The 14,105-nt window shown below is 69.8% G+C and carries 13 protein-coding genes; 7 read left to right on the top strand and 6 right to left on the bottom strand.

Annotated features, from left to right (window positions below; genetic code table 11):
* Positions 1-3 precede the first annotated feature (3 nt).
* From dnaJ to clpB, 3 genes are all read left to right on the top strand, one after another.
* The gene (gene dnaJ, locus D474_RS0107610; protein ID WP_017612989.1) at positions 4-1,176 is read left to right on the top strand and encodes a molecular chaperone DnaJ; all 1,173 of its coding nucleotides are present in this window, start codon (positions 4-6) and stop codon (positions 1,174-1,176) included.
* Entirely contained in the window at positions 1,173-1,667 is a 495-nt protein-coding gene (locus D474_RS0107605) for a heat shock protein transcriptional repressor HspR (RefSeq protein WP_017612988.1), read from the top strand. Before dnaJ ends, D474_RS0107605 begins: the two co-directional genes overlap by 4 nt.
* Positions 1,668-1,777: 110 nt before the next feature.
* Positions 1,778-4,456, top strand: coding sequence for an ATP-dependent chaperone ClpB (clpB, locus tag D474_RS0107600; protein WP_017612987.1), 2,679 nt, complete (start codon positions 1,778-1,780; stop codon positions 4,454-4,456).
* A 19-nt stretch (positions 4,457-4,475) separates the two neighbouring features.
* On the opposite strand, the gene D474_RS27935 is transcribed toward clpB, so the two are convergent.
* From D474_RS27935 to D474_RS0107585, 3 genes are all read right to left on the bottom strand, one after another.
* Entirely contained in the window at positions 4,476-4,760 is a 285-nt protein-coding gene (locus D474_RS27935) for a hypothetical protein (RefSeq protein ID WP_017612986.1), read from the bottom strand.
* A 136-nt stretch (positions 4,761-4,896) separates the two neighbouring features.
* Positions 4,897-7,020 carry an acyltransferase family protein gene (locus D474_RS0107590; protein WP_017612985.1) on the bottom strand — a complete coding sequence of 708 codons (2,124 nt, stop codon included), beginning with the start codon at positions 7,018-7,020 and terminating at the stop codon, positions 4,897-4,899.
* Positions 7,021-7,130: 110 nt separating this feature from the next.
* The gene (locus D474_RS0107585) at positions 7,131-7,751 is read right to left on the bottom strand and encodes a suppressor of fused domain protein (RefSeq protein ID WP_026118260.1); all 621 of its coding nucleotides are present in this window, start codon (positions 7,749-7,751) and stop codon (positions 7,131-7,133) included.
* A gap of 184 nt (positions 7,752-7,935) precedes the next feature.
* Between D474_RS0107585 and D474_RS0107580 the strand changes: the two genes are divergently transcribed.
* The 3 genes from D474_RS0107580 to D474_RS0107570 all read left to right on the top strand — a co-directional run bounded on the left by D474_RS0107580 (position 7,936) and on the right by D474_RS0107570 (position 12,128).
* Positions 7,936-8,763, top strand: a complete 828-nt coding sequence (locus D474_RS0107580; RefSeq protein WP_017612983.1) for an aldo/keto reductase — start codon at positions 7,936-7,938, stop codon at positions 8,761-8,763.
* A 265-nt stretch (positions 8,764-9,028) separates the two neighbouring features.
* Positions 9,029-10,063 carry a hypothetical protein gene (locus D474_RS0107575; RefSeq protein WP_017612982.1) on the top strand — a complete coding sequence of 345 codons (1,035 nt, stop codon included), beginning with the start codon at positions 9,029-9,031 and terminating at the stop codon, positions 10,061-10,063.
* A 247-nt stretch (positions 10,064-10,310) separates the two neighbouring features.
* Positions 10,311-12,128 carry an acyl-CoA dehydrogenase gene (locus tag D474_RS0107570; RefSeq protein ID WP_017612981.1) on the top strand — a complete coding sequence of 606 codons (1,818 nt, stop codon included), beginning with the start codon at positions 10,311-10,313 and terminating at the stop codon, positions 12,126-12,128.
* A gap of 389 nt (positions 12,129-12,517) precedes the next feature.
* Here D474_RS0107570 and D474_RS0107565 read toward each other — a convergent pair whose 3' ends face one another.
* Genes D474_RS0107565 through D474_RS0107555 form a run of 3 tightly spaced genes read right to left on the bottom strand, consistent with a single transcriptional unit; the run spans position 12,518 to position 13,563 of the window.
* Complete coding sequence (locus D474_RS0107565) at positions 12,518-12,934, bottom strand: PIN domain nuclease (RefSeq protein WP_017612980.1); 417 nt, start codon at positions 12,932-12,934, stop codon at positions 12,518-12,520.
* A complete protein-coding gene (vapB, locus tag D474_RS0107560) occupies positions 12,922-13,152 on the bottom strand; it encodes a type II toxin-antitoxin system VapB family antitoxin (protein ID WP_017612979.1) in 231 nt (76 codons plus the stop codon). Before vapB ends, D474_RS0107565 begins: the two co-directional genes overlap by 13 nt.
* A gap of 15 nt (positions 13,153-13,167) precedes the next feature.
* On the bottom strand, positions 13,168-13,563 hold the full coding sequence (locus tag D474_RS0107555) for a hypothetical protein (RefSeq protein WP_017612978.1): 396 nt from the start codon (positions 13,561-13,563) through the stop codon (positions 13,168-13,170).
* Between the two features lie 118 nt (positions 13,564-13,681).
* Between D474_RS0107555 and D474_RS27930 the strand changes: the two genes are divergently transcribed.
* Positions 13,682-14,086 carry a Scr1 family TA system antitoxin-like transcriptional regulator gene (locus D474_RS27930; protein WP_239647015.1) on the top strand — a complete coding sequence of 135 codons (405 nt, stop codon included), beginning with the start codon at positions 13,682-13,684 and terminating at the stop codon, positions 14,084-14,086.
* Positions 14,087-14,105: the final 19 nt, after the last annotated feature.

The raw sequence follows: 14,105 nt of genomic DNA, 5'->3' as shown, positions 1-14,105 counted from the left end.
TCGATGAGCACCAAGGACTACCTGGAGAAGGACTACTACAAGGTCCTCGGAGTCTCAAAGACCGCCTCGAAGGACGAGATCAAGCAGTCCTACCGCAAGCTGGCCAGGGAGAACCACCCCGACGCCAACACCGACGACCCGCAGGCCGCCGAGCGGTTCAAGGAGATCTCCGAGGCCTACAACGTCCTGTCGGACGAGAAGCGCCGCAAGGAGTACGACGAGGCGCGTTCACTCTTCGGCAGCGGCGGTTACAGCCCCGGGGGCGGCAACACCGGTCCGGGCGGGTTCGACATGAGCGACCTGTTCGGCACTCCGGGCGGAACCACCCGCGGCGGAGGCGGTGGCGAGCGCCTCAGCGACCTGTTCGGGGGCCTGTTCGGCAACCGGACCCGCAGCGGCGGCGCCACCCGCAGCCGGCGGGGCTCCGACGTCGAGACCGAGACATCACTGAGTTTCCGCGAGGCAGCCGAAGGCGCGACGCGTTCCTTCCAACTGTCGAGCGATGCGGCGTGTGCGACCTGCAAGGGCACCGGTGCCAAGGCCGGCACCGCCCCCCGTATGTGCCCGAAGTGTTCGGGCACCGGTCACGCGAACCAGAACCTGGGGGGCTTCTCCCTCTCCGAGCCGTGCGACGAGTGCCGCGGCCGGGGCCTGGTCGTCGACGACCCCTGCCCCACCTGCAGCGGGAGCGGTCGCGGCAAGAGTACTCGCACGATTCAGACCCGGATCCCCGGAGGCGTGCACGACGGGCAGAAGATCCGGCTCAAGGGCAAGGGCGCCCCGGGTGAGAACGGCGGCCCGGCCGGTGACCTGTACGTCGTCGTTCATGTGAAGGAGCACGCGGTGTTCGGCCGCCACGGCGACAACGTCACCCTCACCGTCCCCGTGACCGTTCCCGAGGCCGCGCTCGGCGCGGACGTCCGGGTGCCCACCCTCGGCGGCTTCCCGGTGACCGTGAAGGTTCCGCCGGGCACGCAGAACGGGCGCAAGCTGCGGGTCCGCGGCAAGGGCGCCACGCGCAAGGACGGCACCCCCGGCGACATGATCGTCACGTTCGAGGTCAAGGTGCCGCAGACGCTCAACGGCGACGCGCGCGAGGCTCTGGAGAAGTTCCGCGCAGCGACCTCCGACTACGACCCGCGTGACGGGCTCGAAGCGCGAGCGAAGGGTGCGTGAACGACGTGAACGATTCCTTCGGTGCTGACGCACCGGTCTATGTGATCTCGGTGGCGGCCGAGCTGGCCGGTATGCACCCGCAGACTCTGCGGCAGTACGACCGACTGGGGATCGTCTCGCCCGGCCGTGCGTCCGGCCGGGGCCGTCGCTACTCCATGCGCGACGTGCAGATGCTGCGTGAGGTGGCACGTCTGTCGCAGGAGGAGGGCATCAACCTGGCGGGGATCAAGCGGATCCTGGAACTCGAGCACGAGGTGCAGGACCTGCGGGAGGAGCTCTTCCACCTCGCGAACGAACTGGAGGCGGCGCGCCGCGCGGTGTCCCGTAGGGGGCGCCCCGCAGGACACGAGCCGGGGACCTCGCGGGGGGAACTGGTGCGCCGCACACGCGTGACCATCTTCAACACGGCCGAGCAGCCCGGTGACGGCCCGGGCCGTGGCGAGGGGACGGACGGCCCGGGGAGGGGCCGCCCGGAGGACGACCGGGGCTGACACCACCTCCAGGGCCCGGCCCGAAGGGGCTCCGGCACGGGTGTCATGCGGCGTGGTCGACCGCGATCAATCACTCCGAGTGACTTTATTTGCGAAAGGAGTCACTGCGCATGAACTACAAGCTCACCCAGAAGAGCCAGGAGGCTCTGTCGGTGGCGATTCGGCGCGCGACCACCGACGGCAACCCGCAGACGGAACCTGTGCACCTGCTGGCCGCGCTGCTGGACCAGGCCGAGGGGATCACGCGCCCGCTGCTGAAGGAGGTCGGGGCCGACCCCGACCGGCTCAAGGACCGCACCGACGCCGCCGTGGCCGAACTGCCCAAGGCACAGGGTTCCACGGTCGGTTCCCCCAGCGCCTCACGGCAGCTGACCATCGTCATCAACACCGCCGCCCAGCGCGCCCAGCAGATGGAGGACGAGTACGTCTCCACCGAACACCTGCTGGTGGGGCTGGCCGCCGACGGCGGTGAGGCCTCCCGCCTGCTCAAGGAGACCGGGGCGACCCCCGACACACTCCTGGAGGCCTTCGAACAGGTCCGCGGCAAAGGCCGGGTGACCTCGGAGAACCCCGAGGACACCTACCAGTCGCTGGAGAAGTTCGGGGTGGATCTGACCGAGCGCGCCCGCGAGGGCAAGGTCGACCCGGTCATCGGACGCGACGGGGAGATCCGCCGCGTGGTGCAGGTGCTCAGCCGCCGCACGAAGAACAACCCGGTGCTCATCGGCGAACCCGGTGTCGGCAAGACCGCCGTCGTCGAGGGCCTGGCCCAGCGCATCGTCGCCGGCGACGTCCCGCAGTCCCTGCTCGGCAAGCGCCTGGTGAGCCTGGACCTGTCGGCGATGGTCGCGGGCGCCAAGTACCGCGGTGAGTTCGAGGAACGCCTCAAGGCCGTCCTGCAGGAGATCAAGGACTCCGAGGGCCAGGTCATCACCTTCATCGACGAACTGCACACCATGGTCGGCGCCGGCGGGGCCGAGGGCGCCATGGACGCGGGCAACATGCTCAAGCCGATGCTCGCCCGCGGTGAGCTGCGCATGGTCGGCGCGACCACCCTGAACGAGTACCGGGAGAAGATCGAGAAGGACGCGGCCCTGGAACGCCGTTTCCAGCAGGTCATGGTGGGCGAGCCCTCGGCCGCCGACACCATCGCGATCCTGCGCGGGCTCAAGGGGCGCTACGAGGCCCACCACAAGGTCCAGATCGCCGACTCCGCCCTCGTGGCCGCGGCAACCCTGTCGGACCGCTACATCACCGCCCGGTTCCTTCCGGACAAGGCCATCGACCTCATCGACGAGGCGGCGTCGCGCCTGCGTATGGAGATCGACTCCAGCCCCGTGGAGATCGACGAGCTCCGGCGTATCGTCGACCGCCTGAAGATGGAGGAGATGGCGCTCGACAAGGAGTCCGACCCGGCCAGCGTGCAGCGCCTGGAACGGCTGCGCGGTGAGCTCGCCGACAAGCAGGAACGCCTCAACGGGCTCGTGGCCAGGTGGGAGCAGGAGAAGGAGGGCCTGAACCGGGTCGGTGACCTCAAAGGGCGCCTGGACGACCTGCGCACCCGCGCCGAGCTGGCCGAACGCGAGGGCAATTTTGGTGAGGCCTCCCGCCTGATGTACGGGGAGATCCCCGAACTCGAGCAGCAGGTCGAGGAGGCCAGCCGCGCCGAGGAGGAGGCCACCGAACGCGACGGCGACACCATGGTCAAGGAGGAGGTCGGCGCGGACGAGGTCGCCGACGTCGTCTCGTCCTGGACCGGGATCCCCGTCGGGCGGCTCATGGAGGGCGAGACCTCCAAGCTGCTGCGCATGGAGGACGAGCTCGGGCAGCGCCTGATCGGCCAGCGCGCCGCCGTCACCGCGGTGTCCGACGCGGTGCGCCGTGCGCGGGCGGGGATCTCCGACCCCGACCGGCCGACCGGGTCGTTCCTGTTCCTGGGCCCGACCGGTGTGGGCAAGACCGAGCTGGCCAAGGCGCTGGCGGAGTTCCTGTTCGACGACGAGCGCGCGATCGTGCGCATCGACATGAGCGAGTACTCCGAGAAGCACTCGGTCTCGCGCCTGGTCGGCGCCCCTCCCGGTTACGTGGGGTACGAGGAGGGCGGCCAGCTGACCGAGGCCGTGCGTCGCCGCCCGTACACCGTGGTGCTGCTCGACGAGGTGGAGAAGGCGCACCTGGAGGTCTTCGACACCCTGCTGCAGGTGCTCGACGACGGGCGGCTGACCGATGGGCAGGGCCGCCACGTGGACTTCCGGAACACGATCCTGATCCTGACGTCGAACCTGGGGTCGCAGTTCCTGGTGGACCAGTCCCTGGAGGAGTCGGTGCGGCGCGACCGGGTCCTGGACGTGGTGCGGGCGACGTTCAAGCCCGAGTTCCTCAACCGGCTCGACGACGTGATCATGTTCGAGGCGCTCTCGACCGAGGACCTCACGAGCATCGTGGACCTGCAGATCGACAAGCTCGGCCGGCGCCTGGCCGACCGGCGCCTGTCCCTGGAGGTCACCGACGGTGCCCGCGAGTGGCTGGCGCTGACGGGTTACGACCCGAACTACGGCGCGCGGCCGCTGCGGCGCCTGGTGCAGTCCTCCATCGGCGACCCGCTCGCCAAGGAGCTGTTGTCGGGTGAGCTTGCCGAGGGCGACGGGATCGTCGTCGACGTNGGCCCCCCGCCGTGCGGCGGCCGAACCCGAGCTCACAACCTGACACCGCCCGTGACGAGGGCCGGGCGCAACATCGCGCCCGGCCCTTTCGTGTGTCCGGGCCGGTTCCGTTGTTCGGACCGGTAGCGCGTGACCGGGTTCCGGGTCAGACGAAGGAGATCCAGAGCAGCAGGAGCAGGAGGGGGATCAACACCACAGCCATGCCGGCCCAGATGCCGATCCAGGCGTACTTGGTGAACCGGTCCTTCTCGTAGGGGTTGTCCTGGCCCAGGGCCACCGCGGCGAAGATCGTGCCGAGGACCCCGCTGATGAGATTGCAGCAGATCAGGGTCGCGATAGCCACACCCAGGGCGAGACCGGGGTTGCTGGACCCCGGCGGCGCCCCGTCCGAGGGGTACTGGGGGCCGTGTGCGGGGTTCGGGTCGTACATCCGGGCTCTCCAGGGTCGGGGGACACTCCACAGGGTCCGATGGGACGTGCGTGCCGAAAGTTCACCGTAGGCGCTCGTGGAACGGGGGGCCGCTCACGCGTCGGGCACCGGAACACACCCGCGGGCGCGGCGCTCGTCACCACCCGGTGGCAGCGAGGAGGCGCTCTTCCAGGACGGGGACGAGGGTGCGCATGTACGCGGCGGTGACGTGGCCGTCGTCCCAGTGCACGAGCACGTTGCCGACGATCGGACGGCACACCCCCGGTTCGCAGAACTGGTCGGTGAGGTCGAGGGTGCTCACGTGTTCGGGCAGGTCGACCCCTTCCAGCGGCGAGGTGTCGGCCATGGAGTCCGCCGGTTCCGAGGTGCACTCGTCGGGTCCAGTGCCAGGCCCGGTGCCGGTGCCGGACTCGGACCCGGCCAGACACTCGGGCACGTCGAACCCGGGCCGCGGGGTGTCGCGCACGGCGACGACCTCGATGCCGAGCTCGCCCAGCTCCCGCCAGCGTTCCGGGTACCCGTCCACGACCTGCTCCTCCCCGTAACCGGCGGAGGTGTCGTGGCTGGTGGTGGTGCCGGTGGTGAAGACGGCGTCGGGGCGCAGCTCGGCGAGTTCGGCCATCACCCCGTCGTTCCACTCGGCGCACGCGGTGTAGGGGTCGCCCTTGTAGGTCTGCGGGGCGTCGGTGAACAGGCACGCGCCCTTGACGATGTTGAGCACGCGCCACCCGCGGTCCTCGGCGATCTCCTCCAGCGCGGGGAACCAGTGCGCGGCGTGCGACCCTCCGACCAGCGCGATCGTGCGTTCGGGGTCGTCGGCGCCGTACTCGCACACGATGACGTCGGTCCCGGCGGTGTCCTGGTTGCAGTCGTCGTCGTAGGTCACCGGGAGGTCGTCGGCGGCGTTCGCGGGGTCGGGGTGGACGGGGTCGGGGTACTCGCCGTGGTCGCTGCGGCCGTCGGCGAGGGCGAGCGCGCCGGGGTAGCGCTCGGTGTCGGCGACCTGTTCCTCCAGGTGGCGCTGTTCGGCGTCCATGCGCGCCGTCCACGTGCCGGCGGTGAGCAGGAGCGGGAGCACGCAGGCCAGCGCCAGGGCGGGCCCGCGCACCGTTCGGCCGCGCTTTCCGAAGTCGGCGATCCGGTCGGAGAGGGGTGTGGTCGCCGCCGCCAGCGCCACCGACAGGGCCAGGACCGCAGCGCCGCCGAGCGGGCTCGCCAGGGTGCGTTCGGTCGCGGCCAGGTAGAAGGCCAGCACCGGCCAGTGCCACAGGTACAGGGCGTAGGAGACGGACCCCAGGTAACGCATGGCACGCAGAGTCAGAATGCGGTCGGCACCCCACGGCGATCCGGTGGTGCCGGCGACCACGACCGCGACCGCCGCGAGCGTGGGCCACAGCGCCGCGTACCCGGGGAAGGCGGTGGACACCTGGAGCAGGACCCCGCAGAGCACCAGCGCCACGAGCCCGCCCCACCCCAGCAGCAGGCGCAGGGCACGCGGCGGGTTCAGCCACGGGAGTGCGAGTGCGAGCAGGCCGCCGAGCGCGAACTCCCAGAGCCGGGCGCCGGTGTCGAAGTAGGCCCAGGGCTGGTCGGCGCGCGTGATGTACACGGAGTAGGCGAGGGAGAGCGCGAACACGCCGGCGAGGGCGAGGGCGACCGTCCGGCGGATCCCGGGTTCGCGGTCGGTCGCCGCGGGCCCGCCCCGCGCACCCGAACGGCTCCGGGTCGCCCACCACACGGCCGCGCCGATCACCAGCGGCCACAAGAGGTAGAACTGCCCCTGGATCGACAGCGACCAGAAGTGCTGGAACGCGCTGGTCGACTCGTCACGTGCCAGGTAGTCGGCGGAGTCGAGGGCGAGCTGCCAGTTCAGGTGGTACAGCGCGGAGGCGACCGCCTGTCCGGAGGCGTCCTGCCACGCGGTCTCGGGGAGCAGGAGGCGCGCGCCGACGAGGGTGACGGCGATGACCAGGACCGCGGTCGGTACGAGGCGGACGGCCAACCGGCTGAGGAAGGCGCCGTACCGGATCCCCGGGCCCCCTCCGCGCTCGCACGCCCGCACCAGCGACCCGGTGATGAGGAACCCGGTGAGCAGGAGGAAGACGTCGACGCCGCCGGAGACCCGGCCGAACCAGATGTGGTAGCCGGCGACCAGCAGGACGGCGACGGCGCGGAGCCCGTCGATCTCGGGCCGGTGTCCGCCCCCGACCCGCGGCGGGGGCGCTGCCGAGCGTTGCCTGGGCGGGGAGAGGGCGATCATGCCCGCTCATGGTGGAGGTGCTCGGTGACGTCCGGGGATATGCAGGGCTACACCCGGCCCACCACCCGGCGAACCCGTCCCGTGCGCCTCAGTGTCGTCGCATCGGGCGCCTACAACCGCACGGCCTCGCGCGCGGGGTCCGAGACCAGCTTCGGGTCGCGGTCGCGCAACACCGCGACCAGCGGCGACGACGTCCCTGCCTCCTGCACGTCCTGCCCCTCGCCGGACATCAACCCGACGAGCTGGAAGAACAGCACGATCCCGTTCGGCGTGGTGATGTGGGCGATGTCGACGTCCGGCACGATCACGAGCGAGGTCATGTCCCCGTTCGCGGGCTCACCGCCCAGCGGGGACGGCGTCAGGATCCAGTGCCCCACGTCGAGGTCGGTCCCGGCGAGGAAGTTGTCGGCGACGGCGTGCAGCACGCGCAGGATCCACGCGGGAACCGCCGTCTCCTCCGGCCCGCGCGGGATCCGGCAGGAGAATTCGAACCCGGAGCCCGACACCCGCGGCTCCTCGCTCGTCTTCTCCCCCAGCTCGGTGAGGCCGAACGTCACCAGCAGCCAGTGCCCCTCCAGCGGGTACGCGAGCACCCCGTCGAGCCCGCCCCTGTCCTCGCCCTCGCCGTCGCTCTCGCGGGCGGGGAACTGGATGGTGAGGGGCTGCACGTCGGGGTACTTCTCCGCCCACTCCTCGTAGATCCGGGTGAGCCCCGGCAGCAGCTCCAGCATCGCGTCCACGCCCCTCCGCGTCGTCGTTCGTCCTGTTCGAGGATAGGAGCGTCGGGGAGGCGCCCGATCCGCGCGCGTGCCCGCGCGCCTGTCCGCCCACCGCCCCTCCCTCTTGTTTCGTGTGGGGCGCCAGTGGCGACAGCACACTCTAGAGGTCACGAACACCGCAATAGGAGGCTGTGTCATGAGAGGTCTGCGTCTGCCGTCGGGCGCCGAGTTGCCGGTGCTGGGGCAGGGAACGTGGGGCATGGGCGAGGACGACTCCAAGCGCGACTCGGAGGTCGCGGCGCTGCGGCACGGGCTGGACCTGGGCCTGGGGCTGATCGACACCGCGGAGATGTACGCCGACTCCGAGGTGGTCGTGGGCGAGGCGATCCAGGGCCGCCGGGACGAGGTGTTCCTGGTGAGCAAGGTCCTGCCGAGCAACTCCTCGTACAGCGGCACGGTCGAGGCGTGCGAACGCAGTCTGCGCCGCACGCGCACCGACCACCTCGACCTGTTCCTGCTGCACTGGCGGGGCGGGGTGCCGCTGCAGGAGACGGTCTCGGCGCTGATCGAGCTGCGCGACGCCGGCAAGATCCGAGACTTCGGGGTGAGCAACCTCGACACCGACGACATGAAGGAGCTCTGGGGTGTCGACGGTGCACGCGACTGTGCCGCGAACCAGATCCTGTTCAATCTGACCCGGCGCGGCCCGGAGTACGACCTGATCCCGTGGTGCCGGGAGCAGGGCGTTCCGGTGATGGCCTACTCCCCCATCGAGCAGGGCCGTCTGCTGAAGGACCCGGTGCTGGCGGAGGTCGCCGAACGACACGACGCCACGCCTGCCCAGGTCGCGATCGCGTGGGTGCTCGCGGGTGAGGGCCTGTGCGCGATCCCGAAGGCGAGCCGCCCCGAGCACGTGGAACTGAACCGCGGGGCGCTCGGCATCACGCTCACCGAGCAGGACCTTGCGACGTTGGACGAACGATTCCCGGCACCGGACCGCCCGACCCCGCTGGAAGTCATCTGATGCTCTGATCCCGCAGTTCATTCGCCGGGGCCCGGTGGCGACGTCGCCACCGGGCCCCGGCCTCGTGGACGACGTCCCTCTCCGACGCGACCCCGGGCCCGCCCCGAACGGGGTCCTGCCTTCCACGACAGACCTTTGCTACCGCCCCGCGACCACTCTTGTCCGGGCTTGCCCGCAATTGTAGCTTTCCTCCAGTTTCGTCCTCTCGGGTGAAAGTTCCTGTCCCGAGATCCCCGCTCGGTTTCGTAGGAGAGGCAGTACCCCCATGTCCGGATCCACCCCCGGCCCGCTGCGGCGCGTGACCGCCGTGCTGGCCGCGGCCGCCCTGGCCGCCACCCTCCCCCAGTCCGCGCACGCAACCAACACGTCCGCCGATGGCCCGCCCGACGCCCCGACCACGACCGCCCCCTCCGACCGCGCCACCGAGGACCGCCTGGCCGCGGAGGCCTCCCTCGAGAACGCAGAGATCCCGCCAGGCCCCCTGACCTTCGGCGCCGAGGCCCTGTCCGCCGTCGAGGACGCTGCCGCGGAAGCCGCCGGGTCGGCCTCGTGCAGCGTCTCCGCCGAGGAAGCCACCGCCCTGTCCGTGGCCCCGATCTGGCCGGAGATCGTCACCGGCGAGATGGCCACGCCCTCCCCCATGACGCTGTCCCGCTTCGACAACCAGGAGGGCCTGTACGACCCCGCCGGCCGCGACGGTCTGTTCTTCAGCCCGGGCGTGGGCCTGTGGCAGATGGACTCGGCCGGGTTCGGCAGCGACAACACCGCGGGTGAGGCCATCGACAGCGAATGGGTGTCGGGCGTGGCCGTGCCCTACATCGTCGACGAGTACTGCGACGCCCTCAACGGCGGCTCCGACGCGCCCGCGGCCCGGGCGAGCTCCTGGAGCGACTGGAACGCCTGCTCCGACGGCGACTGCGACGACGCCTACTGGCGCGCGATCAACGGCGGCATCACCGCCGACCCCGACGTGGACCGCTATGGCGGCGCCCAGCCGCGCACTTGCGAGTTCGAGGGCGGAACCCACGACTGCCTGTTCGTGGACGTCGCCGACGTGCAGGGCGCGGACTGGTGGACAGCGCCGGACGCGGGCCGCTCGCCGCTCCCGCACCCGTTCTACGTGCTGCGCGACGACTCCGGCGACAGCACCCAGGAGGTACGGGTCTTCCTGGGCGAGGACTCCGGCCACGGCACGGACGTCACGGTGACCCGCCCGTTCGGCGGTGACGCGCGCGATTTCCTGACCTGGACCGACGATCTGGGCCTATGCGACACGACCGAGGGCCGCGGCGCCTGCTGACCCTGCTCACCTCCCCCGGGGATCTTGCTACCAGAGCCCACTTCGGCGCTGAACCCGGCTCCAGTAGCAAGATCCCCGCAGCTGTATCCCGCCCTGAGCTGCACGTTCGCCGAACGACCCTGTCGCGTGGGACAGAGTCCCGTACCCCTACTGGCGTTCTGCGCTACTCGGCAGTAACATTGACTTGTTACTAGTCGGTAGATCCGCGTGTACAGACACCGCGGCCAGGGACACAGCGGAGCTGTCCATGACGCATTACAAGAGCAACCTGCGGGACATCGAGTTCAACCTCTTCGAGGTGTTCCGCCGCCAGGACGTGCTGGGCCAGGGCCCCTTCGAGGACCTCGACGAGGAGACCGCCCGTACCATCCTCGACGAGGTCAACCGCCTCGCGACCGGCGTGCTCGCCGAGTCCTTCGAGGACGGCGACCGCAACCCCCCGGTCTTCGACCCCAAGACCAAGACGGTCCAGATGCCCGAGAGCATCAAGAAGTCCTACCAGGCCTACATGGACGCCGGCTGGTACAACCTCGACCTCCCCACGGAGCTCGACGGGCTCGGCGCCCCCCGCTCGCTGGTCTGGTCGGCCGCCGAGCTGATCCTCGGCTCGAACCCCTCCATCCACATGTACTCGGCCGGTCCGGGCTTCGCGAGCATCCTCCACGCCGAGGGCAACGAGAAGCAGAAGGAGTTCGCCAAGCTCGCCATCGAGCGCGGCTGGGGCGCCACCATGGTGCTGACCGAGCCGGACGCGGGCTCCGACGTCGGCGCGGGCCGCACGAAGGCCACCGACCAGGGTGACGGCACCTGGCACATCGATGGTGTCAAGCGCTTCATCACCTCGGCCGAGCAGGACATGACCGAGAACATCTTCCACCTGGTGCTCGCGCGCCCCGAGGGTGCCGGCCCCGGCACCAAGGGTCTGTCGCTGTACCTGGTGCCGAAGTTCCTGGTGAACGAGGACGGTTCCCTCGGCGAGCGCAACGGCGCCTACGTCACCAACGTCGAGCACAAGATGGGCCTGAAGGCCTCCACCACGTGTGAGCTGACCTTCGGCGAGGACCACCCCGCCGTGGGTTACCTGGTCGGTGACAAGCACGACGGCATCCGCCAGATGTTCCTGGTCATCGAGTACGCCCGCATGATGGTCGGCACGAAGGCCATCGCTACGCTCTCGACCGGTTACCTCAACGCGCTCGAGTACGCCAAGGAGCGCAAGCAGGGCAACGACCTCGCCGGTTCCAAGAAGGACCCGAAGGTCGCCATCACCCGCCACCCCGACGTGCGCCGCAGCCTCATGACACAGAAGTCCTACGTCGAGGCCATGCGCGCCCTGGTGCTCTACACCGCCGTCCAGCAGGACGAGATCCAGATCGGTGAGGCCGCGGGTGAGGACGTCTCCGCCAAGGAGGCGATGAACGACCTCCTCCTGCCGATCGTCAAGGGCGTGGGCTCGGAGCGTTCCTACGACCTGCTCTCCGAGTCCCTGCAGACCCTGGGCGGCTCCGGGTTCCTGCAGGAGTACCCGATCGAGCAGTACATCCGCGACGCCAAGATCGACACCCTGTACGAGGGCACGACCGCGATCCAGGCGCAGGACTTCTTCTTCCGCAAGATCGTCAAGAACGGCGGCGCGGCCATCGGCCAGCTCGCCGGCGAGATCAAGGAGTTCGCGAACTCCGAGGCCGGCAACGGCCAGTTGAAGGAGGAGCGCAAGCAGCTCCTGGAGGGCATCGAGCACGTCGAGAAGATCGTCGAGCTCATGGTCGGCCACACGATGGGCGCCGCCGAGGACCAGCGCGAGCTGTACAAGGTGGGCCAGAACGCGACCCGCCTGCTCATGGCCTTCGGTGACGTGGTGCTGTCCTGGCTGCTGCTGCGCCAGGCAGAGGTGGCCCTCAACAGCATCGACGGCGCCGAGGGGGCGGACAAGGACTTCTACACCGGCAAGATCGCCGCCGCGCGTTTCTTCACCGAGCAGTTCCTGCCGCGCATCGCCGCCGAGCGCCAGATCGCCGAGGGCGTCACCAACGACCTCATGGACGTGCCCGAGGCCGCGTTCTGAGAGTTCTGAGAGGCTGTGGAGCGCCCTCGCGGCGCACACTCTCCGCCTGGGGCGGGGTGGTCCGGTGGACCGCCCCGCCCTTCGTCGTGTCCGAGGGCGGGTGTCTGGCGGTGTCTGGCGCCCGGCCGGTCCGGCCCGGACGCCGGGGGCCGGTCCTGCCTCGGGTGGACGGCCGGCCCGTTCGGCACGGCGCGGATCAGGTGGCCCGGGTGGTTCCTGACCAGGCCGGGAACTGATATGTTCGTACACGTGTTCGCTTCGAGGCTGGGGAAGGCCTCGATACGCACACACGGGGCGCCTCCACTCTCGGCGGGAGTGGGGGCGCCCTTCGTTCTGTCCGGGCCCCCTCTGACGCCCGGGGCCCGACCTCCCCCGGCGCCGTTTCCTCTTCAGGCGATGCGCAACCGTTCCACGGGTTGGCCGGTGACCTCGGCGATCAGCTCGAAATCCTTGTCCGGACCCTGACCCAGGTGGAGCACGGTCAAGCCGGCCACTTCAGCTACGGCAGCCATGAGGAGGTCAGGGACGCTCGGAGACCGGTGGTGCCCCCTGTCGGCCAAGGTCGCCAGGACCTCCAAAGCACGGCTCTCGCTCACCGGGGTCTGGTTCTCGACCGGCATGACCGACAGAGGAGGGCGTTCGAGGAACGACCGGAGTTGGTACCCCGATCTCGCGGAGGCCCCGAGCTGCAACAGCGTGGTCGTGGACACCCGAACGAGCCCGCGTTCGATGCGCGCGGCCCATGCCCCGGCGTCCGGGCTGGAAGCCAGGCGTACGAACGCGGACTTGTCGATCAGCCAGGCCATTCCCACGCCCGCTTCATCACTTCGGGCTCCTCCAGGTCGGCGAAGGCTTCGGAGAAGGCTTCGAGGTCGGCCACCGTGACGGTCGCCCCTGCGGTGCGCGCGGTGTTCTCGAGGACGCGGCGCAGGAACTCGGAGCGGGACAGGCCCCGGCTGGAGGCGGCGACGGCGAGCACGCAGAGGGCGTGGTCGGAGACGTCGCGGATCAGGACATCGGTCATGGTGTTCGTCCCTCTTCAGAGCTTGAGCCGGCCGAGTTCGAGGATGGCGAGGAGGCGTCGGGAGAGTTCCCATTCCTGGCCGATCGGGAGCACGGGTTCGATCCTCGGGCCGGGGGCCTCGCCGGGGGCCTCGGCCTCCCAGACCATGCACCAGCGTGCGTCGGCCGCCACACCACGGAGCACCACAGCTTGAGTGGCGTGGTCGAGTTTCGCGGTGATCAGGAGGCGCGGAACGTCGAGCTCGAAGCGCATGCCCCGGGTCTTGAGGCAGACGATGAGGTCACGTGCGGCTTCCTTGCGGGTGAGGGCACGGACGTGTTCCGCGTCCTCCGAGTTGGGTCGGGCTTCCACGGAACCGCGCTGGTGTTCCCGCTGGCTGATTCCGGCTGTGTGCGTCGTCGGTATCTCCATGAGCCGAATATGACGCCACAGAGATCTCCGGGGCCATAGACACAGTTCAAGTGGAGAACAGCGAAAGGGAATCGCAGAACCTGTGGTCGGGTCGGCGCTCCCGTGGTTTCCTATGGCCATGGCCAAGAAGGTTCCCGCTGCGGAGAATCAGACATTGCGGCAGTTCGGCACCGAGTTGGCTCGGCTGCGCAGTTTGTCGGAGACCTCGCAGAGAACCGTGGCCGGGCATACCCAGATATCACCCCAGCTCGCGGGGGCCATCGAGCGCGGGGAACGTTATCCGAGCCTGGAGTTCTCGCAGAAGGCGGATGAACTGCTCAACGGGGGCGGACTGCTCGCATCGCTCTGGCGCAAGATGCAGAACGATGCGTACCCGCACTTCATCGGGGAGCTCGTCGACGTGGAGCCGCTTGCATCCTTGGTCCGGACATATCAGCCCCAGCTGGTCCCCGGCCTGTTGCAGACGGAATCGTACGTCCAGGCGACCCTCACCGCCAGGGCTGTTTCAAAGTCGGGGTTGTGAGACATCAGCACTGATCACG

The sequence above is a fragment of the Nocardiopsis salina YIM 90010 genome (genome assembly GCF_000341025.1).
In the GTDB taxonomy this organism is placed as follows: Bacteria; Actinomycetota; Actinomycetes; order Streptosporangiales; family Streptosporangiaceae; genus Nocardiopsis; species Nocardiopsis salina.
This window is presented reverse-complemented; position numbering and strand designations above follow the sequence as displayed.